Genomic DNA, 23,182 nt, shown 5'->3' with positions numbered 1-23,182 from the left:
CGTGCGCGCCGCACCGTCGCGACACGACCCGCCCGCCTACCGCCCGGCGCCGGACAGCGCCAGGCCCGTGCCGGCGTCGAAGAGGTGCGCACGGTCCAGGTCGACCGTCACCGACAGGCGCTCCCCCGGCCGTCCGGCCACCGTCGGCCGCGCCTTGACCGTGAGCGTCTCCGTCCCGACCTTGACGTCCACGAGCGTGTGGTCGCCCAGCGGCTCGAGACCGAAGACCTCCCCCTCGACCGTCGCCTCCCCGCGACGCTCGACCGACACGTCCTCGGCTCGCAGGCCGAGGAGCAGCGGACGACCGGGCTCCGCCGTCGTCCCGCGGGGACGCGGCAGGCTCCACCCCTGGGACCCGACCAGGCGGTCGTCGTCCACGTGGCACGCGAGCAGGCTGATCCGCGGGCTCCCGACGAAGCTCGCGACCCACCGGTCGACCGGCCGCTCGTACACCTCGGCGGGCGTGCCGACCTGCCGCACCTTCCCGTCCTTGAGCACCGCGACCTGGTCGGCCATGGACATGGCCTCGACCTGGTCGTTGGTCACGTAGACGAAGGTCCGCCCCAGGCGGCGGTGGATGCGGCTGAGCTCGGTCCGCATCTCGACGCGCAGCTTGAGGTCGAGGTTGGTGAGCGGCTCGTCCATGAGGAATGCGTGCGGACGGCGGACCAGCGCCCGGGCGAGCGCGACGCGCTGCATCTCGCCGCCGGAGAGCTGCGCCGGCCGCCGCTCGAGGAGGCGCTCGATGTGCAGCAGGCGCGCCACCTCGTCCACGGCCGCGGCGATCTCGCCCGCCGGGTCGCGGCGCACGCGCAGCGGCGAGGCGATGTTCTCGAACACCGTGTGCCGGGGGTAGAGGGCGTAGTTCTGGAAGACCATCGCCAGGTCGCGCGCGCCCGGCGTCTCCCCGGTCACGTCCCGCCCGTCGAGGTGCACCGACCCGGCGTCGAGCCGCTCCAGGCCCGCGATCGCGCGCAGCGTCGTCGTCTTGCCCGCCCCCGAGGGCCCGAGGACGACGAAGAACGCGCCGTCCGGCACCTCCAGGTCCACCCCGTCGAGGGCCTGGACCTCCCCGAACGCCTTCCTCATCCCGTAGGTCGCGACGGTCCCCATCAGGCCACCAACCTCTCCGTGTCGCGGTCGTAGACGGGCGGAGGGCCGCCGACGTGCCGCACGCCGACGGGCGCGTCCGCGGCGAACCGTGCGGTCGGGGGCATCCGGACCCGGACGTCGTGCTCTCCCTCGCACTCGACGACGTAGATGGTCTCGTCGCCCAGCGCCTCGACGGAGACCACCCGCCCGCGGACGGCACCGTCCGTCCCCGGCGCCGTGACCTCCAGCGCCTCGGGCCGCACACCGGCGACGAGGGGCCGGCCGTCCGGCACCCCGTACGGCACCGGGAGGGCGATCCCGCCCGGCCCGCGCAGGGCGCCGTCGGCGACCTCGACGTCGACGAGGTTCATCGGCGGCGAGCCGATGAACGCCGCGCAGAACAGGCTCGCCGGGCGGTCGTAGACCTCCATGGGCGTGCCGACCTGCTCGACGCGGCCCTTGTTGAGGATCGCGATGCGGTGGCCGAGCGACATCGCCTCGACCTGGTCGTGCGTGACGTAGACCATCGTGGCCCCCAGCTCGCGCTGCAGGTGCTTGATCTCCGCGCGCATGTCCGTGCGCTGCTCGGCGTCGAGGTTCGTCAGGGGCTCGTCCATGAGGAACGCGCGGGGCCGCCGGACGAGCGCGCGGGCCAGCGCGACGCGTTGCTGCTCGCCGCCGGACAGGCGCTGCGGCCGCCGGCCCATCAGCGGGCCGAGCTGCAGCATCCGCGCCGCGTCCTCGACCCGTCGTCGCACCTCCGCCTCCGGCAGGCCCTCGGCCCGCAGGGGGAACGCCACGTTGTCCCGCGCCTTGAGGTGCGGGTACAGGGCGTAGAACTGGAACACCATCGCGATGTCGCGCTCGCCGGGCGGCAGGTCGTCGACCGGGGTGTCCCCGATCCGGATCGTGCCCGACGTCTGCCGCTCCAGCCCCGCGACCGCGCGCAGCGTCGTCGTCTTCCCGCAGCCCGACGGGCCGAGCATGACGAACAGCTCGCCGTCGCGGACGGACAGGTCCACCTCCTCCACGGCGACGGTCCCGTCCGGGTAGCGCATGTGCAGGGACGTGATCTCGATGCCGGCCATCAGCGTCGCACCGCCCCGAGCGTGACGCCGGCGACGAGGTGCTTGCGCACGAGGTACGCGAACACGAGCACCGGGACGGCGAACACGCACGCGGACGCGGCCACGAGGCCCCAGTCCACGGTCGTGCCGCCGATGAGCCCCGCGATCGCGGGCGGCGCGGTCCGGACCTCCCGGCTCGAGGTCAGGAAGATGGCGTAGACGAACTCGTTCCAGGAGAAGATGAGCGCGAACACCGCCGTCGCCGCGATCCCGGGGAGGAGCAGCGGCAGGGTGATGCGCCGGAAGGCCTGGAAGCGGGTGTGACCGTCGAGCATGGCGGCGTCCTCGTACTCGGAGGGGACCTGGTCGACGAAGCCCTTCATCATCCAGATCGTGAAGGGCACGTTGAAGGCGGTGTAGATGAGGATGAGACCGAGCTGGGAGTCGATGAGCCCCAGCGTGCGGTACATGAGGAAGATCGGGATCACGACGACCACCGGCGGCATGAACCGGGTGGACAGGATGAAGAAGAGCTGGTCCTTCTTCGCACGCAGCGTGAACCGCGAGTACGCCCAGGCCGCGGGGACGCCGAGGACCGTGGCGAGGATCGTCGACGCCCCGGCGACGACGACCGAGTTGAGGAGCGCGACGGACAGGTCCGACGCCCCTCCGGACGGCCCGACGAACACGTCCCGGTAGTGGGCCAGCGTGAGGTCGAAGCCGACGAGCTTGGCCGGGACGGCGTAGACGTCGCGGTTCTCCTTCACGGACGTCTCCAGCATCCACAGCACCGGGAAGAGCATCGCCACGACGAGCACCGCGAGCAGCGCGACCTCGACCGTCTTGCGGACCCGGCCGCGGGGGCCGCTGCGGGGGCTGCTGCGGGCAGGCCGTGCGCGGGCCACGAGGGAGCCGGCCATCAGTCCTCCTTGAGCTTGTTGAGGTAGCGCAGGTAGACCTGCGCGAGGACGATGACGACGACGACCATGAGGATCCCGTACGCCGACGCCGTCCCGGTGTTGAAGCCGAGGAACGCCACCTTGTAGACGTGGAACGACAACGTCTCGGTCGAGACCCCCGGTCCGCCGTTGGTGAGGATGTAGACGAGGTCGAACAGCCGGAACGCCTCGATGGCGCGGAACATCACGGCGATGAGCAGCAGCGGCCACACGAGCGGCAGCGTGATGTTGCGGAAGCGGAACCACTCCGACGCCCGGTCGATGGAGGCCGCCTCGTACAGGTAGCGCGGCACCGCGGTGAGGCCGGCCAGGGCGATGAGCATGATGAACGGCGTCCACTGCCAGGTGTCGACGACGATCAGCGAGATCATCGCCGTCTCCTGCCGGGTGAGCCACTCCACCGGCTGCAGCCCGACCGAGGTGAGCAGGCTGTTCACGACGCCGAACTGCGCGTCGAGCATGAACCGCCAGAACAGGCCCACCACGACCGGCGACAGCATCATCGGCACGAGGAAGACGGTGGTCAGCAGACCCCGCCCGCGCTCCCGCCGTGAGATGAGGTACGCGATGCCGAAGCCGAGGACGGTCTGGAGCGTGACGGCCCCGACCACGTAGACCAGCGTCGTCAGCGCTCGCTGGCGGACCGCCGGGGACGTCAGGATCTCCGCGTAGTTCGCGAACCCGACGAACTCGGCCGGCGCGCTCGACGTGGCGGAGTAGTTCGTGAAGGACAGCGTCAGCGCCCACAGCAGCGGGAAGACCGACATCGCCAGCAGGAGCAGCATCGCGGGCGAGATGAAGAGGGCGGCGAGCCCACGGTCCCCCAGGCGGGAGGTGCGCCGGCGCGGGGGCGGCGTCGGCGTCACCTCCCGCACCGGAGGTTCGTTCGTCAGCACCATGGGTCAGAGCCCGCCGCTGCCGCTGGAGTCGAGGATCTGCTGCTGCTCGACGGCGATCGTGTCGAGCGCCTCCCGCGGGTCCATGGCGCCGTTGAGCGCAGCGTTGACGCTCGTGTTCTCGATGTCGACGAGGCGCGCGTACTCCGGCACGTTCCACATGTCCCGCATGCGCGAGACGGAGTCGGCGTACACCTGGTTGAACGGCCCGGCCTCGAGGAACTCGGGCGACTCCAGGGCGTCCGTGCGGGACGGCACGCCGCCGGCCGCGGCCCACTTCTTCTGGGTGTCCTCCTGGAGGAACCACTTCATGAAGTTGAGGGCCTCCGCCTGGTGCTCGGCAGCGGCGTACGCCGAGACGTGCATGCCCATCCCGCCGAGCGGCACGAGGTCCGTCTCCTGCGTCGGCAGCGTCGCGAAGCCGAGCGTGTCGAGGATCTCCTCGCGCGTCGCGCCGAGCGTGGACTGCTCGGGGTCGAGCAGCCCGCCGCTCGCGGCGATCCAGTTGAACGCGATGCAGGCCTTGCCCTGCGCGACGGCCGCGTTGACCTCGTCGATGAACCAGTTGCCCGAGCCCGCGGCGGTGAGCGGCTTCATCTCGTTGACCAGGACGTCCATCGCCCGGTGCCCGGCCTCGTCGTTGAGGACGCCGTCGATCTGGCGCGACGCCGCGTCCCACAGGTTCCCGCCGTACAGGCCGTTGACCGTGTTGTACGTGACGGCGGCGGCGTCCGAGCCGTTGGCCTGGTGGAAGGCGAGACCGCTCACCCCCGGGTTGTCCGCCTGGCACTGCTCGGCGACCGCGATCATCTCGTCCCAGGACTGCGGCGGCTCGTCGCCGATCAGGTCCTTGCGGTAGATCATCGTCCACGTGTCGCCCAGCAGCGGGAGCCCGTACATGCTCGCGGACTCGTCGCGCTTGCCGGTCTCGGCCTGGGGGTACTGGCCGTACGCGGCCAGGAGGTACGGGTCGAAGGCGTCCGTCTCGATGTTGCCCTCGATGAACTCGGTGAGCTCGACGATGTTGCCGTTCGTCACGGCCTCGCCGATGTGCTGCGAGTCCAGGATCGCGATGTCGAAGTCGGTCTGCCGCGCGGCGAACTGCGTGAACATCGCGTCGTGCCAGTTCGCGTTGGGCACCGTGTTGACCTCGACGGTCACGTTCGGCCGTTCCTTGGTGTACTCCGCGTTCGCGAAGTCCTCCAGCGCCTGCGCCGGTGGCCACTCGAACCAGATGAAGCTGAGGGTCAGCGGCTCGTCGGTCAGCTCGGGGACGGTGGCGGGCGCCGTCGCCCCACCCGCCTCCGCCGTGCCACCGCCGCCGCCGCACGCCCCCAGGACCGTCGCCGTGGCCACCGCGGCCGCGACCGCCGTCGTCGCCAGCCGCGCCTGTCGGACGGGGAGTGATCTGCGCCCCGCTCGCCTCTCGCTTCGCATCATGCTCCTGCTTCCTGGGTCGGGTGTTGCCGGGTTGTTCCTTCGTGACTGACCGGGGGCGTCACGTCACCACGACGTGGCGACGTACTGGGCCTCCATGAACTCGAGGAGCCCCTCCGAGCTCCCCTCGCGACCGAGGCCGCTCTGCTTGGTGCCGCCGAACGGTGCGGCGGGATCGGAGACGAGGCCCCGGTTGAGGCCGACCATCCCGGACTCGAGGCGCTCCGCGAGCCGCAGACCCCGGGCCAGGTCGCCGGTGTAGAGGTAGCTGACGAGACCGAGGTCCGTGTCGTTGGCGAGGGCGAGCGCCTCCTCCGCGTCCCCGACGCGCACGACCGGGGCGACGGGTCCGAAGATCTCCTCGTGCAGGACGCGCGCGTCGCGCGGGACGTCGACCAGCACCGTCGGCGCGTAGAAGCAGCCCGGTCCGTCGACGGGGTGGCCCCCCAGCACCGCCCGGGCGCCGCGGTCCACCGCGTCGCGCACGAGCTCGTCGACCTTGCGGACGGCGCCCGCGTTGACGAGCGGGCCGCACTGGGTGCCCTCCTCGGTCCCGGGGCCGACGCGGACCGCCGCCATCCGCGCCACGAGGCCCTCGACGAACGCGTCGTGGGCCGCGTCCTCGACGAAGAACCGGTTGGCGGCCGTGCACGCCTGGCCGCCGTTGCGCATCTTGGCGACCATGGCGCCGTCCAGCGCCGCGTCCAGGTCCGCGTCCGCGAGGACGAGGAACGGGGCGTTGCCCCCGAGCTCCATCGCGCACTTGAGGACGCGGTCGGCGGCGGTGCGCAGGAGCCGCCGGCCCACCTCCGTCGAGCCGGTGAACGACACCATGCGCGTGCGGTGGTCCTCCAGCATCGCCGCGACGACGGGGCCGGCGGTCGACGTCGTGACGACGTTGAGCACGCCGGGCGGCATCCCCGCCTGCTCCAGCAGGGCCGCGACGGCGAACGCCGTGAGCGGCGTCTCCGTCGCCGGCTTCAGCACCGCCGTGCACCCCGCCGCCAGGGCGGGGGCGATCTTCCGGGTGGCCATCGCCGCGGGGAAGTTCCACGGCGTGACGAGGACGCTGACGCCCACGGGCTGGTAGGTCACCAGTAGCCGGTTCGCGCCGCTGGGGGCGACGCCGAGCTGGCCGCGCACGCGGACGCACTCCTCCGCGTACCACCGGAAGAACTCCGCGGCGTAGGCCACCTCCGACCGCGCGTCGGGGAGCGCCTTGCCGTTCTCGAGCGCGATCAGCCGGGCGAGGTCCTCGCTCCGCTCCGTCATGAGCTCGAAGGCCCGCAGGAGGACGCCGGCCCGGTGCCGCGGGGAGGTCGCGGCCCACGCGGCCGCGGCGGCGGCGGCCGCGTCCACCGCCGCCCGCGCGTCGTCGAGGTCGGCGTCGGCGACCGTCGCGAGGACCTCCCCCGTCGCGGGGTCGCGGACCTCGATCCGCCGGTCTCCGCGGGCGGGACGCCACCGTCCACCCACGAGGAGGTCGGTGGGCACGTCGATCCCGTCGAGGACGGGGCGCATGGTGTCGTGGAGGACGCTCATCGCACACCTGCCGTCGTCGCCGGGGCCTGCGGACGGACGTCGTCGCGCAGCGCGGCGCGGTCGCCGGAGTGCGCGGCGCGCACGATGCGCTCGAGAGCGTCGACGTCGAGCGGGCGCGGGTTGTTCGCGACGAGCCGCTGGGCCTGGAGCGACTGCTCCGCGGTCCACCGCAGCCGGTCGGCCGGCAGACCGATCTCGGCGAGGGTCGAGGGGATGCCCACGGACGCCAGCAGCGCCGCCGTCCGGTCGATCGCCTCGTCGGCCAGGGCCTCGGGCGGCGCGCCCGGGTCGGCGCCCAGCGCCACGGCGACCGCGGCCAGCTCGGGCACGCGGACGGGCCGGTTGTACTCCATCACGTACGGCAGCAGTGCGCCGACACCGACCCCGTGCGGCGTGTGGGTGAGCGCACCGACCGGGTACTGGAGCGCGTGCGCCGCGGCCGTCCCGGCGCTGCCGAGCGCGAATCCCCCGGCCGTCGCCCCGAGCATCATCGCCTCGCGCGCCTCCCGGTCGTCCGGGACCTCGACCGCGCGCCGCAGGTGGTGCGCGATGAGACGGATCCCCCGGAGCGCGTACATGTCGGTGAGCTCGTTCTTGCCCACGAAGACGCGCTCGGTGCCGAGCTCGGCGGTCGCCGGGCGGCGCACCGCGGTGAACGACTCGATCGCGTGCGACAACGCGTCGGCCCCCGCGCTCGCGGTGAGCGCCGGCGGGCAGCCGAGCGTGAGCTCCGGGTCGCACACGGCCGTGTGCGGGACGAGGTGCGGGCTCGAGATGCCCACCTTGCTCACGCGGTCGGGGTCGGTCAGCACGGCCACGGGCGTCACCTCCGAGCCCGTCCCCGCCGTGGTGGGCAGCGCGACCACCGGGAGCACCGGCCCGGGCACGCGGAGCTCGCCGTAGTAGTCCGACGCGCGGCCACCGTGGGTGATGACGACGGCCGCGGCCTTGGCGAGGTCGAGGCAGCTGCCCCCGCCCATGCCGACGACGACGTCCGGGCCCGCCTCCGCGGCGAGCTCGGCGACCTGCTCCACCTGGTGCACCGGGACGTCGGGCAGCGCCTCCGCGAAGACCGTCACGCGGACGCCCGCGCCCTCGATCAGACCGACCAGCCCGGCGAAGTCGCTCGTGCGCCCGAAGCGGGCGTCGGTGCAGATCAGGGCGTGAGACCCGAGAGACGCGGTCACGGTTCCCAGCGCGTGGCGCTGTCCGGCTCCGAACAAGATCTCTCGTGGCCCGCGCAGGAAGCCGAGCATGCTCATGGGAAACTCCGGGAGCTAGAGGGTGAGTGAAGATGTGGTCGTTCCGCGGCCGCCGTTGGTCACGTCACGTGCACTCGTTCCGATACGATCGGATCCGATCCGATCGATCCAGATCATGGAGTAGTGGAACAGTTGGTGTCAACAGGTTCTGCGACTCGACCCACGAAGGGAGCCCCCACGAGGTGGACGCTGCGGTGACGGACGAGCGCGACGAGCGGACCGACGAGGACCGGCCCGAGGCGTCGGCGAGGAAGGCGCGCCGCCGCCCGGCGGACAAGGTCTACGACACGCTGCTCACCCAGCTGATGTCGCAGCGGATCGAGCCCGGGTCGCGCGTCACCGTCGACGCCCTGGCGCGCGAGCTCGGGGTCTCGCAGACCCCGATCCGGGCCGCTCTCAACCGCCTGGAGGCCGACGACCTCGTCGTTCGCGTGCCCAACGCCGGCTACCGCATCCCCCCGCAGATCACGCGGGAGCGGTTCGAGGACATGCTGGAGGCGCGCCTGCTGCTCGAGCCCGCCGCGGCGCGACGCGCCGCGGAGCGCGCCTCGGCGAAGCAGCTCGCCCGGCTGCGCGCGGTGCTGGACGAGATGGCGGCGCTCTCGGACGGGCACACGGCCTACGGCGAGTTCGGGCTGCTCGACGCGGCGTTCCACGACGTCGTGGCCACGAGCGGCGGTAACCGCGTGATCCGCGAGGCCCTGGCCCGGATGCACGCGCACGTGCACCTGTTCCGGCTGGTATACGACGCCCAGGTCACCGACCTCGCCACGCACGAGCACGAGGACGTGCTCGCCGCGATCGCCGCGCGCGACCCCGACGCGGCCGCCTACGCGATGCGCCGGCACATCCTGCTCTCCGGGGACCGGATCCGCCGCCTGTTCGAGACGGGACCGGAGGGCGAAGGCGCCGCAGGGGTTGACGGATCGGGCGTCGCGGTGAATCCTGACTGACAATCCGATCCGATCGGATCAAGCCATTCAACGACGAATGCGAGGAGAAGCACGTGCCCAGAGCTCTGCTCCTGACCGGCGACGCCGCCGAGGAGCTCGACACGATGTACCCCTACTACCGCGTGCAGGAGGGCGGCTGGGACGTCGACGTGTCGTCACGGACGATGCGCGACGTCCAGCTCGTCATCCACGAGTTCGACCCCGGCTCCGACGCCTACGTCGAGAAGAACGGGCGCAAGCTGCCGGTCGACGTCCCGTGGGCCGACGTCGACCTCGAGCGGTACGACGCCCTGATCATCCCCGGCGGCCGCGCGCCCGAGTGGATCCGGGTCGACGCGCACGTCCGGCGCATCACGGAGCACTTCTTCGCCCGCGACCTGCCGATCGCGCTGGTGTGCCACGGTGCGCAGGTCCCTGCGGTCTACGGGCTGCTCAAGGGCCGGAAGACGGCGTGCTTCCCGCCCATCACGGGCGACATGGAGAACGCCGGCGCCACGGTGATCGACGCGCCCGACGTCGTCGACGGCAACCTCGTGTCGTGCCGAGGCTGGCCGGACATGCCGAAGTTCGGCCGCGTGATGATGGAGGTCTTCGACAAGTCGGTCGGCACGGTTGCCTGAGCGCGGACCGCGTGCCCCCGGGGCCCCGAGCAGGACCGTCGACGTCGCGGGCTCACCCGTCCGGGTGCTCGAGGCGGGCGACGGTCCTGCGGTGCTCCTGCTGCACGGATCCGGCCCGGGCACGACCGGCTCGGGCGCGTGGTCGGCGACCGCCGCGGCGTTGAGCCAGTCGTGGCGCGTGGTGGCCCCGGACCACGCGGGGTTCGGTCGCACGCCGCTGCCCGCGGGGTCGCGGGGCGGCCTGCGCGTGTGGACCGAGCAGGCCGCGGGCCTGATGGACGCGCTCGGCATCGGCACCTACGCGGTGGTGGGCCACTCCATGGGTGGTGCCGTGGCACTGGCGCTGGCCGCCGCACGGCCCCGGAACGTCACCGCCGTCGTGGGGGTCGCGGCGATGGGTGCGCCGGGAGCGCCGCTGTCGCCGGACCTCGACGCGGTCTGGGGCGCCACGCCCGACCGACGCGGCGCGCGGGACATGCTGAGCCGACTCTTCCTCGACCCGGCACACGTCACCGAGGCGGCGGTCGAGGCGCGTGCGGAGGCGATGCGCGCCGACGCGTCGTCCTTCGCCACGATGTTCCCCCCGCCGCGGGAGCGGTGGGCCGAGGACCTGACCCTGTCCAGCCGTGAGCTGTCCGAGGTCCGGGTGCCCGTGCTGCTCGTCCACGGCGCGCAGGACCGCCTCACTCCCCTGCGCACCGCGGCGCTGCCGTTCCTCGACCACCTGCCCGACGTCCGGCTGCACGTGCTCGGGCGCTGCGGGCACGTCCCGGCGGTCGAGCACCCGGACGCCTTCCACCGTCTGCTGGCACAGTTCCTCGTGCCGTAAGAAAGGCGCCGCAGCGGGCGGCCCCGCGCATTCTTCGCCACCGGCACGGGCCCCGCCCGACGCCACGAGGACGCGTTGTTCCGGAGCCTGCAATGCGGTCGGACAATTGCCGTCTGTACGCCCGTCCCGGCAGTTCGGATCCGGAGGAGACCCGGTCGCGGACGTCTCCTCAGGAAGGGGACGTGCCACCCGTCCCGGGCGTCGTGGCGCGCCGACGCGCCCCGACGGACGGGTGACGCACGGGGTGACGCCCGGGTGGATCACCGGGGTGAATTCATCTCCTTGTCCGTCGCGTTCGGCGCAGGCCGGATAGCCTCCAAAGAGCCTGCGGGTCCTCGCGGACTCAGGCGGGCTCACATTGACGAGAGGATGTGCAGCGCTCATGTGCACACGAGTTGTCTGGCCTGATGCCAATGGTGCCGTCATCGTCGGCCGAAACATGGATTTCCACATGGACCTGCTCACCAACCTCTGGAAATACCCCCGCGGCATCGAGCGCTCCGACGGTGTCCACGGCAACCTGACCTGGAGAGCGAAGTACGGGAGCGTCGTCGCGACGGCGTTCGACCTGATCGCGACCGACGGCATGAACGAGGAAGGGTTCGCGGGCCACATCCTGTGGCTGGCGGAGTCCGACTACGGCAAGCCGGCGGCCGACGCCACGCAGCTCAGCCAGGCGGTGTGGCTGCAGTACTACCTCGACAACTTCGCGACGGTGGCGGAGGCGGTCGCCTGGACGAAGGAGTCGCAGGTGCAGATCGCCCAGCTCTTCGACCCGACCGGGCACCTGGTCCCCACGCTGCACCTGGCGATCGACGACGCGACCGGCGACTCCGCGATCATCGAGTACACGGACGGCACGCCGAAGGTCTACCACGGCCGCGAGTACCAGGTCATGACCAACTCCCCCACGTTCGACAAGCAGCTCGAGCTCGTCACGCAGGTCGAGGGCCTCGGCGGGGACAAGCCGCTCCCCGGCTCGACGCTGGCCAGCGACCGCTTCGCGCGCGCCTCGTTCTACGTGGCGCACCAGAAGCAGCCGAAGACCCAGATCGAGGCGATGTCGGCGATGTTCAGCATCATCCGCAACGCCGCGCAGCCGTTCCGCACGCCGGAGGAGGGCAAGCCGGACGCGTCGCAGACCATCTGGCAGGTCGTGCTCGACCTCACGAACAAGCGCTACGCCTACGAGTCCACCACCCGGCCGAACATCGTGTGGGTGGACTTCGCCGATCTGAGCTTCAACGAGGGCACCAAGGTCCTCAAGCTCGACCTGGTGGGACGACTCGCGCTCGAGGGCGGCCTCTCGGGCAACGCGAGCCACCACTTCGCGGATGTCGGCGAGGTGGGCCGGGAGGTGCTGGCCACCGGCACCGAGGCCCTCGAGCTCGTCGCCCGCAAGCAGGACGAGTTCGCGGCGGTCGCCCAGGCCGTGCAGAGCCTCGTGGGCAAGAAGAAGGACCAGGCTGCGTGACGCGCGACGGCCCCACCACCGGGGCCGTCGCCGAGCCGACACGACAAGGCCCGGACCGCGACATCGCGGTCCGGGCCTTCGGCTCGCTCGGCGAGCGCGTCGGTGACGAGCCCTAGAAGTCCCAGTCGTCGTCCGTCGTGTTGACGGCCTTGCCGATGACGTACGACGACCCGGACCCGGAGAAGAAGTCGTGGTTCTCGTCGGCGTTCGGCGACAGCGCGGAGAGGATCGCCGGGTTGACGTCGGTCTCGTCCTTGGGGAACAGCGCCTCGTACCCGAGGTTCATGAGCGCCTTGTTCGCGTTGTACCGCAGGAACTTCTTGACGTCCTCGGTGAGCCCGACGCCGTCGTAGAGGTCCTCCGTGTACTGCACCTCGTTGTCGTACAGCTCGAAGAGCAGCTCGAACGTGTACGCCTTGAGCTCGTCGCGCTCCTCCGGGGAGAGCTTCTCGAGGCCCTTCTGGAACTTGTAGCCGATGTAGTACCCGTGCACCGCCTCGTCGCGGATGATGAGGCGGATGAGGTCGGCCGTGTTCGTGAGCTTGGCGCGCGACGACCAGTACATCGGCAGGTAGAAGCCGGAGTAGAACAGGAACGACTCGAGCAGCGTGCTCGCGACCTTGCGCTTGAGCGGCGAGTCGCCCTTGTAGTACTCCATGACGATCTCGGCCTTGCGCTGGAGGTTCGGGTTCTCCTCCGACCACCGGAACGCGTCGTCGATCTCGCGCGTCGAGCACAGCGTCGAGAAGATCGACGAGTAGCTCTTGGCGTGCACCGACTCCATGAACGCGATGTTCGTGTACACCGCCTCCTCGTGCGGCGTGAGCGCGTCCGGGATGAGCGACACCGCGCCGACCGTGCCCTGGATCGTGTCGAGCAGCGTCAGGCCCGTGAACACCCGCATCGTGAGCTGCTGCTCCTGCTCGGTGAGCGTGTGCCACGACTGGATGTCGTTCGACACCGGCACCTTCTCGGGCAGCCAGAAGTTCCCGACGAGGCGGTCCCACACCTCGAGGTCCTTCTCGTCCTCGAGACGGTTCCAGTTGATCGCGCTCACGCGATCGATGAGCTTGAGCTTCCCCGTGGGCGACATCTGCCTTCTTCTCTCCTGCTGACCCCGGACCGACCGGGAGGTGGCTACGAAACGAACGCTACGCCGTCGTGCACCGCGCCAGGCGTGCTGGTGACGGACGGACGAGCGGGGACCGGAAGGGATGCGGGCGCCGGTCGTGGCGGGCCTGGCGGGAGGCCGCGAGGCACGAGCGGCCGGCTGGTAGACCGGTGCCCGCATCCCTGGAGAGTCACCGCGACGGTGACCCGAGGACTAGAGCATGCACGAGACGCAACCCTCGACCTCCGTGCCCTCCAGGGCCATCTGGCGGAGACGGATGTAGTAGAGCGTCTTGATGCCCTTGCGCCACGCGTAGATCTGGGCGCGGTTGACGTCGCGCGTCGTGACCGTGTCCTTGAAGAACAGCGTGAGGCTCAGGCCCTGGTCGACGTGCTGCGTCGCGGCGGCGTACGTGTCGATGATCTTCTCGTAGCCGATCTCGTACGCGTCCTGGTAGTACTCGAGGTTGTCGTTCGTCAGGTAGGGCGCCGGGTAGTAGACGCGCCCGATCTTGCCCTCCTTGCGGATCTCGATCTTCGACGGCACCGGGTGGATCGAGGACGTCGAGTTGTTGATGTAGGAGATCGAGCCCGTCGGCGGGACGGCCTGGAGGTTCTGGTTGTAGATCCCGTGCTCCATGACGGAGGCCTTGAGGGCCTTCCAGTCGTCCTGCGTGGGGATGTGCACGCCGGCGTCGGCGAAGAGCTGGCGCACGCGCTCCGTGGCGGGCTCCCACACCTGGTCGGTGTACTTGTCGAAGTACTCCCCCGTCGCGTACTTCGACTCCTCGAAGCCGCCGAACGCGCGGCCGCGCTCGATCGCGAGGCGGTTGGACGCCGCGATCGCGTGGTAGGCGACCGTGTAGAAGTAGATGTTCGTGAAGTCGATGCCCTCCTCGGACCCGTAGTGGATCCGCTCGCGCGCGAGGTAGCCGTGGAGGTTCATCTGGCCGAGGCCGATCGCGTGACCCGACTCGTTGGCGCGCTTGACCGACGGCACGGACTCGATGCTCGTCTGGTCGGAGACGGCGGTGAGCGCGCGGATCGCGGTGTCGATGGTCTTCGCGAAGTCGGGCGAGTCCATCGTCTTGGCGATGTTGAGCGAGCCGAGGTTGCAGGAGATGTCGCGGCCGACGTGGTCGTACGAGAGGTCCTCGTTGAACGTCGACGGCGTCGAGACCTGGAGGATCTCCGAGCACAGGTTCGAGTGGGTGATGCGGCCCTTGATCGGGTTCGCCTTGTTCACCGTGTCCTCGAACATGATGTACGGGTAGCCGGACTCGAACTGGAGCTCGGCGATCGTCTGGAAGAAGTCGCGCGCCTTGATCTTCGTCTTGCGGATGCGCGAGTCGTCGACCATCTCGTCGTACTTCTCGGTGATCGAGATGTCGGCGAACGGCTTGCCGTAGACGCGCTCGACGTCGTACGGCGAGAAGAGGTACATGTCCTCGTTCCTCTTGGCGAGCTCGAACGTGATGTCGGGGATCACGACGCCGAGCGACAGCGTCTTGATGCGGATCTTCTCGTCCGCGTTCTCGCGCTTGGTGTCGAGGAACCGCAGGATGTCCGGGTGGTGCGCGTGCAGGTACACGGCACCGGCGCCCTGGCGCGCGCCGAGCTGGTTCGCGTAGGAGAACGAGTCCTCGAGCAGCTTCATCACGGGGATGACGCCGGACGACTGGTTCTCGATGTGCTTGATCGGGGCGCCGTGCTCGCGGATGTTCGACAGGAGCAGGGCGACGCCGCCGCCGCGCTTGGAGAGCTGCAGCGCGGAGTTGATGCCGCGCGCGATGGACTCCATGTTGTCCTCGATGCGCAGCAGGAAGCAGGACACGGGCTCGCCGCGCTGCGCCTTGCCGACGTTGAGGAACGTCGGGGTCGCGGGCTGGAAGCGGCCCGAGATGACCTCCTCGACGATGTCGAGCGCGGCCTGCTCGTTGCCGTCGGCGAGACCGAGCGCGACCATGCAGACGCGGTCCTCGAAGCGCTCGAGGTACCGCTTCCCGTCGAACGTCTTGAGGGTGTACGACGTGTAGTACTTGAACGCGCCGAGGAACGTCTCGAACCGGAACTTCTTGGAGTACGCGAACTCGAACAGCGACTTCACGAACTCGCGGTCGTACTTCGCCAGGACCTCGGGGTCGTAGTACTGGTGATCGACCAGGTAGTCGAGCTTCTCCGCGAGGTCGTGGAAGAAGACCGTGTTCTGGTTGACGTGCTGCAGGAAGTACTGCCGCGCGGCCTCACGGTCCTTGTCGAACTGGATCTCGCCGTTCGGACCGTAGAGGTTCAGCATCGCGTTGAGCGCGTGGTAGTCGAGCTGCGCGCTCGTCAGCGGCACCTGCTGGGGCGCGAGCGCGACGTCACCCGCCGCTGCGCTCGCGGAGTTCACGCCGGAATCCGTGACTGTCGTTGCCAAAATCGTCCCAATCCGTCGCGGACGCGCACGGCGTCCTCGGCTGTTCCCAGGAGTTCGAAGGCGTACAGGTAGGGCACCTGGCACTTCGCGGAGATGATGTCGCCGGCGATGCAGTACGCGTCACCGAAGTTGGTGTTGCCCGCGGCGATGACGCCGCGGATCAACGACCGGTTGTGCACGTCGTTGAGGAACTTCACGACCTGGCGCGGGACGGCACCGCCCTCGTTGCCGCCCCCGTAGGTCGGGACCATGAGCACGTACGGCTCCTCGACGCGCAGGAAGCCCTCGGTCGGACGCAGCGGGATGCGCTGGACGTCCATGCCGAGGGCCGGCAGGTCGAGCCGCTGGACGAACCGGTGCGTGTTCTCGCTGACGCTGGAGAAGTACACGAGCGACCCCACGGGGACGCACCTCCGTCCTGCCCTGCTCCGCCTGCTCTGTGCTACGGGTTCCGGGGCGCCTCGCGGCGACCCGGGAGGCCGGTCAGGCGACGACCGGGGAGACCTTCTGCGCGAGGGCGTTGATCTGGTCCGGACGGAACCCGGACCAGTGCTCGTCCCCGGCGACGACCACGGGCGCCTGCAGGTAGCCGAGCCCGCGCACGAGCTCGAGCGCCTCGGCGTCCTGCGTGATGTCGACGACCGAGTACTCGATGCCCTTCTTGTCCAGAGCGCGGTACGTCGCGTCGCACTGAACGCAAGCCGGCTTGCTGTAGACCGTGACGCTCATGGTGGTGACTCCTCGTCTCTCGCGCTCTGTCCTGGGCGGGTCCTCGGGGAGGGAGAAACGTCTCTGACCTCGAAGGACACCGGTGGAACTACGACTGTGTGATTCGCCAGAAGGCCTCCGGCCCCCTGGGTGTGCAACCACTATACCTAGTGGTCGACACCGCGCCACCGCACTAGATGTCGTGGTCGAACTTCACCCACCGGGGTGTGCTAGGGGCCATGGATCCATGGTCCCAGGACCCTCTGACACCCCCTCGGAGGGGGTCGTCCACAGCCCGTCGTCCACCGCCGTGGAGCCGGGAGAACCGCGTCTTCACGCGGTCGGCGACCACCCGTCCACAGGGTGGGGACGACGTCGGTCCACACCCTGTGCGACCCGTCGCGCGCGCCCGCGGACCCCTCCGCACCCACCGGGACCGCCCTTCGAACGCCCGGTCGAAACCACCCTAATCCGGACAGGACGCTCCTCGAACTCGTCGGCGTGTCGCGCCCCGTCGGCGTGTCGCGCCACCGCCCCGTCAGGTGCGAGAAACGTCACCGCGGCGGGCACCGCACGACCCGCCGCTCGGACGCTCCGGAGCACGGGCGAGAGTCGGCCCGTCCGCTGGGACGAGGCCCCGGTCCACCCGGGCACGACGACGGACGAGCGGGCGGGCCGGAGCGGGCGGGGTCGCGGGTCGTGGCGGGTCTGGCGGGAGCCGCGAGGGACGAGCGGCGGATGGTAGACCCGCGACCCCGCCCGCGGAGGCCCGGCCGCGGACCCGACCCACGACGACGCCCGCCCACGAGAACGCCCGCTCACGACGACGCCCGCCCGGAGCGGACTCCGGGCGGGCGTCGGGGCGGGACGGCTCAGGCGGTCTCGTCGACCCCGGGCAGCACGGACGACGTCGCGAGCCGGCGGTACCAGTGCGCGGAGTCCTTCCACGTGCGCTCGAGCGTGTCGTAGTCGACGCGGATGATGCCGAACCGGCGGTCGTAGCCGTAGCCCCACTCGAAGTTGTCGAGGAGGGACCACGCGAAGTACCCGCGCACGTCGGCTCCCGCGTCGATCGCGGCGCCGACGGCGTCCACGTGGTCGTGCAGGTAGGCGACACGGCGGTCGTCGTGGACGCGGCGCGTGCCGTCGGCGTCCACGGTCACCTCGTCGTGGAACGCGGCGCCGTTCTCGGTGACCATGAGCGGCTGGTCGGGGTAGGTGCGCGCGAGGGAGACGAGGAGCTCGGTCATGCCGGCGGGCTCGATGTTCCAGCCCATCGCGGTGTAGGGGCCGGGCTGCTGGACGAACTCGACGTCGTCGACGCCGATCCACGGGCTGTGGGTGGACGCGCCGTGGCCGTCGTTCTCGGACCGCTCGCCCTCGCCGGAGAAGTGGCGCACGCGCACGGTCGAGTAGTAGTTGACGCCGAGGATCGACAGCGGCTGGCGCACGGTCTCCAGGTCGCCGTCCTGCACGAACGACCAGTCGCTGACGTGGGCGGTGTCGGCGAGCAGGTCGGCGGGGTACTCGCCGTCGAGGACGGGGCCGAGGAAGGCGCGGTTGGCGAGGGCGTCGATCTTCCGCACGGCGTCGAGGTCCGCGGCGGACGTCGGGTCGTCGGGGCGGATGACGTGGAGGTTGAGCGTCACGGACGTCTTCGCGTCCTCGCCGAGCTCGTCGCGGATCGCCTGGACGGCGAGGCCGTGCGCGAGGTTGAGGTGGTGGACGGCCGCGAGCGCCGCGGCGGGCTCGGTGCGGCCGGGCGCGTGCACACCGGAGCCGTAGCCGAGGTAGGCGGAGCACCACGGCTCGTTGAGCGTCGTCCACGTGTCGATCCGGTCGCCGAGCTCGCGCGCCATGTGGCGGGCGTACTCGGCGAACGCGTACGCGGTGTCGCGGTTGGCCCAGCCGCCGGCGTCCTCGAGCTCCTGCGGGAGGTCCCAGTGGTAGAGCGTGACGACGGGCTTGACGCCCTTCTCGAGGAGCGCGTCGACGAGGCGCGAGTAGAACGCGACGCCCTCGGGGTTGAGGGGGCCGGTGCCGCCGGGCTGGACGCGGGACCACGAGATGGAGAACCGGTAGGCGCCGAGGCCGAGGTCGGCGATGTGCTGCACGTCCTCCTGCCACCGGTGGTAGTGGTCGTCGGCGACGTCGCCGGTGTCGCCGTTGAGGGTGCGGCCGGGGGTGTGGGAGTACGTGTCCCAGATGGACGGGGTGCGCCCGCCCTCGGCGGCGGCGCCCTCGATCTGGTAGGCGGCGGTGGCGGAGCCCCAGAGGAAGTCGGTGGGGAAGGTCCGGCGGCCCGACGGCGCGGCGGCGGTCTGGGCGTCGACGTCGACGGGGGCGGTGGTGTCGGTGGTCACGGAGGTCCTCGCTGGTCGGTCGTCGGACGGCGCGGTCCGCGACGGTGGTCGGGTCGGTGGCCGGTGGCCGGGCCGGGCGGACGAACCATGGGAGCGCTTCCATGGTTCGTCCGCCCAGGATACGTCCTCAGCCGAGGTCGATCGTCACGCTCGTCGCGCCGTGAGCGTCCGCCGTCGCGGAGCCGGCCCGCACGGACCAGCCCGCCACGGCGTCGTCGGACGACACGGTGAGGGTCGTGCCGGACCGGCGCACGCGGAACGTGGCCCCGGGTGCGCCGTCGGCGGCCGGGACGACGACGCGCTCGTCGTACCCGTCGGGCAGCTCGAACGCGTGCAGCGTGACGCCGTCGGCCCAGTCGTAGTCGGGCCGGTCGGTGCGGGCGCCGACCGGGAGGACGGTGCCCGGGCGCACGAGCACCGGGAGCGAGTCGAACCCGTGCGTCTCGGTGACCCAGCGCGGGCCCGTCACGGTCTCGCTCAGGGCCGGGCCGTCGTCGGGCTGGACGAGACGCGTCCACGTGCCCTCCGGCACGTAGTACTCGACGCGGCCGTCGGCGCGGAAGACCGGCGCGACGAGCAGGGCGTCACCGAGCAGGTACTGCGTGTCCGCGGTGAAGCCCGCGCGGTCGTGCGGCAGCTCGAGCACGAGCGGTCGCATCATCGGCACGCCGTCCGTGTGCGCTTCCTCGGCCACGCGCGCCAGGTACGGCATGAGCGAGAGCTTGAGGTGCGTGAACTTGCGCGTGACGTCGACGGCCTCGTCGTCGAACGCCCACGGCACGCGGACCGAGCCCGAGCCGTGCAGGCGCGAGTGCGAGGACAGCAGGCCGAACGCCGTCCAGCGCTTGAAGACGCCGGGGTCCGGCGTGCCCTCGAACCCGCCGATGTCGTGGCTCCAGTACCCGAAGCCGGACATCGACATCGACAGGCCGCCGCGCAGCGACTCGGCCATCGACGCGTACGTCGAGTCGCAGTCGCCGCCCCAGTGCACGGGGAACTGCTGCCCGCCCGCCGTCGCCGACCGGGCGAAGAGCACCGCCTCGCCCTGGCCGCGCTTGCGCTCGAGCAGCCGGAAGACCGCCTCGTTGTAGAGCTGGGCGTAGTAGTTGTGCATCTTGCGCGGGTCGGAGCCGTCGTGCCACGCGATGCCGTCGACGGGGATGCGCTCGCCGAAGTCGGTCTTGAAGCAGTCGACGCCCTGGTCGAGCAGCGCCTCGAGCTTGCCGACGTACCACGCGGTCGCCTCGGGGTTCGTGAAGTCGACGAGCCCCATGCCCGCCTGCCACAGGTCCCACTGCCACACGGAGCCGTCCTCGCGCCGGACGAGGAACCCCTGCTCGGCGGCCTCGGCGAACAGCGGCGAGCGCTGCGCGACGTACGGGTTGATCCACACGCACACCTTGAGGCCACGGTCGTGCAGACGGCGGAGCATGCCCTCGGGGTCGGGGAACGTGCGCGGGTCCCACTCGAAGTCGACCCACTGGTACTCGCGCATCCAGAAGCAGTCGAAGTGGAAGACGGACAGCGGCAGGTCGCGCTCGGCCATCCCGTCGATGAACCCGTTCACGGTCTGCTCGTCGTAGCTCGTCGTGAACGACGTCGTGAGCCACAGCCCGAACGACCACGCGGGCACGCGCGCCGGGCGCCCGGTGAGCGCGGTGTAGCGGCGCAGCACGTCCTTGGGCGTCGGACCCTGGATGACGAGGTACTCCAGCGCCTGGCCCTCGACGGAGAACTGGACGCGCGTGTTCACCTCGGAGGCGACCTCGAACGAGACCTTCTCCGGGTGGTCGACGAACACCCCGTAGCCCTTGGTCGTGAGGTAGAGCGGCACGGACTTGTACGCCTGCTCGCTCGACGTCCCGCCGTCCTCGTTCCAGATGTCGACGACCTGCCCGTTCTTGACGAAGGGCCCGAACCGCTCCCCCAGGCCGTACACGAGCTCGCCCGGCTCGAGCGCGAGCTGCTCGTGGGTCCACGCGCCGCCGTCGTCGGACGTCACGTGCCCGACCGACTTCGGCAGCGACGACGTGAGGACCTCGCCGTCCGCCTCGAAGTCGACGCGCCACCGGTCGCCGCGGTGCACGCGCACGGCGAGGTCCTTGGACCGCAGGACCGCGACGTCGTCGTGGACCTCGACCTCGGGCCGGAACCCCGGCTCGCCCGTGACCCGGAACGCCGGGCCGCGACGTACCGCGCCCTGGTGGTGCTCGACGCGCACCCGGATGACGCCCGGGGCGGGCGACGAGTACGTCGTCGTGAGCATGGGGCGGTTGAGCGTGTCGCCACGGCCGCGGATCTTCGCGGTCGGCGCGTACACGGTGAGCGTCCCGGCCGCCTCGTCGGCGCGGACGTCGTCGACCTCGACCGCGTAGAGCGGGTGCATGCCCGGTCGGACCTGCCAGTACCCGTCGGTGAACTTCATCGGTGGTGCTTCCTTCGTCGGTGCGTGCGTCGGGGTCTCGGGGGCCGCGTCACTTCACGGCGCCGGCCGTGACGCCGCGGGTGAGCGTGCGCTGGAAGATGAGGAAGAAGACCAGCGCGGGGATCAGCGACACGAGCGCGCCCGCGTTGGTCGTCGGGGCGTCCATCATCCGGTCGCCCTGGAGCGACGCGAGCGCGATGGGGATGGTCTGCGTGTCGTTGGTCGTGAGCATCACGAGTGGGATGAAGAACTCGTTCCACGTCCAGATGAAGAAGAAGATCATGAGGACGCCGAGCGTGGGCTTGACGATCGGGTACACGACCTGCCACAGGATGCGCCAGCGGCCGGCGCCGTCGAGCTGGGCCGCCTCGAGCAGCGCGGGCGGGAACGTGCCGAGCACGGACGCGAGCAGGTACGTGCCGAACGCCGCCTGGATGACGGTGAAGATGATGATGATCGACCACGGCGAGTTCGACAGGCCGACCTTCTGCGCCATGTCGAACAGCGGGTAGATGAGCGCCTCCTGCGGGAGCATGTTCGCCACGAGGAAGAGCGTGACGATCCACAGGCGGCCCTTGATGCGCCCGACGCCGATCGCGTACGCGCTGAGCAGCGACAGGAGCGTGCCGAACACCGCGACGAGCGCCGAGATGAAGACGGAGTTCCAGAGCTTCTGCGGGAAGTTCGTGCGCGTCCAGAAGTTCTGCACGCCGTCGAGGTACAGCTCGCTCGGGATGCTCAGCGGGCCGTCCTGCGAGTACTCGGCCGGCGACTTGAACGCGTTGAGCACCATGATGACGAACGGCGACAGCATGAGCAGGGCGACGACGACCGCCGCGGCGAGCACGAACCAGCGGCCGACGCCGCGGCGGTAGCGCTCGTCCGGGCGCGTCGCCCGGACGGGACCGCGCGCGGCGGACGACGGCGCGGCGGCGGGTGCGGCGCCCGCGGTCGGGGTGGTGGTGACGGTGGACATCAGCGGCCCTCCTGCTCACGTCGCTCGGCGCGGTTCTGGAGCGCGAGGATCACGACGGCGACGAGGATGATGACGAGGGTGAGCACGGTCGCCACCGCGGCGCCGTAGCCGACCTTCGACTTGTCGAAGAAGTTCAGGTACGAGTAGTAGCTCGGCACGAGGGTCGAGCTCTCGGGGCCGCCGCGCGTGAGCACGTAGATCGGCCCGAACACCTTGAGCGCCGCGACCGTGCACGTGAGCGTGACGACGAACGTCTCGGGGCGGATCTGCGGGATCGTGATGGCCCGGAAGCGGCGCCACCACCCCGCGCCGTCGAGCTCGGCGGCCTCGTACAGCTCGGGGTCCACGCGCTGGAGCGCGGACATGAAGATGACGACGGGGTAGCCGACCTGCACCCAGATGAGCACGAGCATGACGCTCGGCAGGGCGGTCGTCGTGTCGCCCAGCCAGTTCGGCGGGCTGTCGATCCCGATCCCCCGCAGGATGACGTTGAGCGCGCCGGTCTGGGAGTTGAGGATCCAGTTCCACAGCACGCCCGCGACGGCGACCGGCAGGATCTGCGGCAGGTAGTACGTCGCGCGCAGGAACGCCGCGACGCGCGGCCCGAAGCGCCGCCCGAGGTAGTCGAACAGCACGGCCGCGAGGACGAGGCCGATGAGCGTGGGCACGACGACCATCGCGAGGATCATCGCGATCGAGTTCTGGAACGACGTCCAGAACGCCGAGTCGTGCAGGAGGTCGGCGTAGTTGCCGAGCCCGTTCCAGCGCATGGGCGCCATGCCGCCGCGCCACTTGAACAGGCTGTAGTAGACGTTCATCGCGAACGGGTAGCCGATCACGACGACGAACGCCACCGCGCCGGGCAGGAGGTAGGGCAGGTACGGGACCCAGGCGGGACGACGACGGCGGCGGGCGGCCGGCGTGCGCGTCGCCGCGGGCGCGGGGCGGGGCCCGGCCTGGGGCTCGGTGTCGGTGCGGGTGGTCATGACGGTCTCTTTCGCGGGAGGGCGTCGGGGCGGGGGCCGGGGGGGGGGGGGGGGGGGGGGGGGG

Annotated in this window: 19 protein-coding genes; 4 read left to right on the top strand and 15 right to left on the bottom strand. The window is 70.9% G+C overall.

Going from position 1 to position 23,182, the window contains the following annotated elements; translation table 11 throughout:
• Positions 1–36: 36 nt before the first annotated feature.
• The 7 genes from GYH36_RS10355 to GYH36_RS10325 form a co-directional block, all read right to left on the bottom strand.
• Positions 37–1,113 (bottom strand): ABC transporter ATP-binding protein, encoded by a 1,077-nt coding sequence (locus GYH36_RS10355; RefSeq protein ID WP_115942938.1) that lies wholly within the window; start codon positions 1,111–1,113, stop codon positions 37–39.
• The gene (locus GYH36_RS10350) at positions 1,113–2,180 is read right to left on the bottom strand and encodes an ABC transporter ATP-binding protein (protein WP_162289803.1); all 1,068 of its coding nucleotides are present in this window, start codon (positions 2,178–2,180) and stop codon (positions 1,113–1,115) included. Before GYH36_RS10350 ends, GYH36_RS10355 begins: the two co-directional genes overlap by 1 nt.
• Complete coding sequence (locus tag GYH36_RS10345; RefSeq protein ID WP_024839268.1) at positions 2,180–3,079, bottom strand: carbohydrate ABC transporter permease; 900 nt, start codon at positions 3,077–3,079, stop codon at positions 2,180–2,182. Before GYH36_RS10345 ends, GYH36_RS10350 begins: the two co-directional genes overlap by 1 nt.
• The gene (locus GYH36_RS10340; RefSeq protein WP_203231755.1) at positions 3,079–3,984 is read right to left on the bottom strand and encodes a carbohydrate ABC transporter permease; all 906 of its coding nucleotides are present in this window, start codon (positions 3,982–3,984) and stop codon (positions 3,079–3,081) included. The genes GYH36_RS10345 and GYH36_RS10340 overlap by 1 nt, the downstream gene beginning before the upstream one ends.
• Before the next feature lie 36 nt (positions 3,985–4,020).
• Positions 4,021–5,370 (bottom strand): extracellular solute-binding protein, encoded by a 1,350-nt coding sequence (locus GYH36_RS10335; protein WP_203231754.1) that lies wholly within the window; start codon positions 5,368–5,370, stop codon positions 4,021–4,023.
• A 147-nt stretch (positions 5,371–5,517) separates the two neighbouring features.
• Positions 5,518–6,993: an NAD-dependent succinate-semialdehyde dehydrogenase gene (locus tag GYH36_RS10330; protein WP_162289802.1), complete on the bottom strand. Its 1,476-nt coding sequence runs from the start codon at positions 6,991–6,993 to the stop codon at positions 5,518–5,520.
• Complete coding sequence (locus tag GYH36_RS10325) at positions 6,990–8,249, bottom strand: iron-containing alcohol dehydrogenase (RefSeq protein WP_246209333.1); 1,260 nt, start codon at positions 8,247–8,249, stop codon at positions 6,990–6,992. Before GYH36_RS10325 ends, GYH36_RS10330 begins: the two co-directional genes overlap by 4 nt.
• A 200-nt stretch (positions 8,250–8,449) precedes the next feature.
• Here GYH36_RS10325 and GYH36_RS10320 point away from each other — a divergent pair, with 200 nt between their 5' ends.
• The 4 genes from GYH36_RS10320 (at position 8,450) to GYH36_RS10305 (ending at position 12,131) form a co-directional block, all read left to right on the top strand.
• A complete protein-coding gene (locus GYH36_RS10320) occupies positions 8,450–9,208 on the top strand; it encodes a GntR family transcriptional regulator (RefSeq protein WP_024839273.1) in 759 nt (252 codons plus the stop codon).
• Positions 9,209–9,261: 53 nt separating this feature from the next.
• Entirely contained in the window at positions 9,262–9,828 is a 567-nt protein-coding gene (locus GYH36_RS10315) for a DJ-1/PfpI family protein (protein ID WP_024839274.1), read from the top strand.
• 91 nt (positions 9,829–9,919) lie between these two features.
• Positions 9,920–10,657 (top strand): alpha/beta fold hydrolase, encoded by a 738-nt coding sequence (locus tag GYH36_RS10310; protein ID WP_203231753.1) that lies wholly within the window; start codon positions 9,920–9,922, stop codon positions 10,655–10,657.
• Between the two features lie 382 nt (positions 10,658–11,039).
• The gene (locus GYH36_RS10305) at positions 11,040–12,131 is read left to right on the top strand and encodes a linear amide C-N hydrolase (protein WP_155098586.1); all 1,092 of its coding nucleotides are present in this window, start codon (positions 11,040–11,042) and stop codon (positions 12,129–12,131) included.
• 112 nt (positions 12,132–12,243) lie between these two features.
• On the opposite strand, the gene nrdF is transcribed toward GYH36_RS10305, so the two are convergent.
• From nrdF to GYH36_RS10265, 8 genes are all read right to left on the bottom strand, one after another.
• Positions 12,244–13,224 (bottom strand): class 1b ribonucleoside-diphosphate reductase subunit beta, encoded by a 981-nt coding sequence (gene nrdF, locus GYH36_RS10300; RefSeq protein ID WP_024839277.1) that lies wholly within the window; start codon positions 13,222–13,224, stop codon positions 12,244–12,246.
• A 231-nt stretch (positions 13,225–13,455) separates the two neighbouring features.
• A complete protein-coding gene (gene nrdE, locus GYH36_RS10295) occupies positions 13,456–15,582 on the bottom strand; it encodes a class 1b ribonucleoside-diphosphate reductase subunit alpha (protein ID WP_051471411.1) in 2,127 nt (708 codons plus the stop codon).
• 47 nt (positions 15,583–15,629) lie between these two features.
• Entirely contained in the window at positions 15,630–16,061 is a 432-nt protein-coding gene (gene nrdI, locus GYH36_RS10290; protein WP_024839279.1) for a class Ib ribonucleoside-diphosphate reductase assembly flavoprotein NrdI, read from the bottom strand.
• An 82-nt stretch (positions 16,062–16,143) separates the two neighbouring features.
• A complete protein-coding gene (gene nrdH, locus GYH36_RS10285) occupies positions 16,144–16,389 on the bottom strand; it encodes a glutaredoxin-like protein NrdH (protein WP_024839280.1) in 246 nt (81 codons plus the stop codon).
• A gap of 851 nt (positions 16,390–17,240) precedes the next feature.
• Positions 17,241–18,731: a GH1 family beta-glucosidase gene (locus GYH36_RS10280; protein WP_162289799.1), complete on the bottom strand. Its 1,491-nt coding sequence runs from the start codon at positions 18,729–18,731 to the stop codon at positions 17,241–17,243.
• 127 nt (positions 18,732–18,858) lie between these two features.
• Positions 18,859–21,156: an alpha-xylosidase gene (yicI, locus tag GYH36_RS10275; protein ID WP_162289798.1), complete on the bottom strand. Its 2,298-nt coding sequence runs from the start codon at positions 21,154–21,156 to the stop codon at positions 18,859–18,861.
• 49 nt (positions 21,157–21,205) lie between these two features.
• Positions 21,206–22,132 carry a carbohydrate ABC transporter permease gene (locus GYH36_RS10270; RefSeq protein ID WP_115942949.1) on the bottom strand — a complete coding sequence of 309 codons (927 nt, stop codon included), beginning with the start codon at positions 22,130–22,132 and terminating at the stop codon, positions 21,206–21,208.
• Positions 22,132–23,118 carry a carbohydrate ABC transporter permease gene (locus GYH36_RS10265; protein WP_115942950.1) on the bottom strand — a complete coding sequence of 329 codons (987 nt, stop codon included), beginning with the start codon at positions 23,116–23,118 and terminating at the stop codon, positions 22,132–22,134. The genes GYH36_RS10270 and GYH36_RS10265 overlap by 1 nt, the downstream gene beginning before the upstream one ends.
• Positions 23,119–23,182: the final 64 nt, after the last annotated feature.

This window comes from Cellulosimicrobium composti, from assembly GCF_010287905.1.
GTDB classification, from domain to species: domain Bacteria; phylum Actinomycetota; class Actinomycetes; order Actinomycetales; family Cellulomonadaceae; genus Cellulosimicrobium; species Cellulosimicrobium composti.
The sequence above is the reverse complement of the archived record's forward strand: the minus strand, read 5'-3'. Positions and strand labels throughout refer to the sequence as shown.

Coding starts and splice junctions, on each gene's coding strand:
- GYH36_RS10345 (WP_024839268.1), bottom strand. CDS start 3,079: ATGGCCGGCTCCCTCGTGGCCCGCGCACGGCCTGCCCGCAGCAGCCCC.
- GYH36_RS10265 (WP_115942950.1), bottom strand. CDS start 23,118: ATGACCACCCGCACCGACACCGAGCCCCAGGCCGGGCCCCGCCCCGCG.
- GYH36_RS10270 (WP_115942949.1), bottom strand. CDS start 22,132: ATGTCCACCGTCACCACCACCCCGACCGCGGGCGCCGCACCCGCCGCC.
- nrdH (WP_024839280.1), bottom strand. CDS start 16,389: ATGAGCGTCACGGTCTACAGCAAGCCGGCTTGCGTTCAGTGCGACGCG.
- nrdF (WP_024839277.1), bottom strand. CDS start 13,224: ATGTCGCCCACGGGGAAGCTCAAGCTCATCGATCGCGTGAGCGCGATC.
- yicI (WP_162289798.1), bottom strand. CDS start 21,156: ATGAAGTTCACCGACGGGTACTGGCAGGTCCGACCGGGCATGCACCCG.
- GYH36_RS10305 (WP_155098586.1), top strand. CDS start 11,040: ATGTGCACACGAGTTGTCTGGCCTGATGCCAATGGTGCCGTCATCGTC.
- GYH36_RS10350 (WP_162289803.1), bottom strand. CDS start 2,180: ATGGCCGGCATCGAGATCACGTCCCTGCACATGCGCTACCCGGACGGG.
- GYH36_RS10330 (WP_162289802.1), bottom strand. CDS start 6,993: ATGAGCGTCCTCCACGACACCATGCGCCCCGTCCTCGACGGGATCGAC.
- GYH36_RS10325 (WP_246209333.1), bottom strand. CDS start 8,249: ATGCTCGGCTTCCTGCGCGGGCCACGAGAGATCTTGTTCGGAGCCGGA.
- GYH36_RS10355 (WP_115942938.1), bottom strand. CDS start 1,113: ATGGGGACCGTCGCGACCTACGGGATGAGGAAGGCGTTCGGGGAGGTC.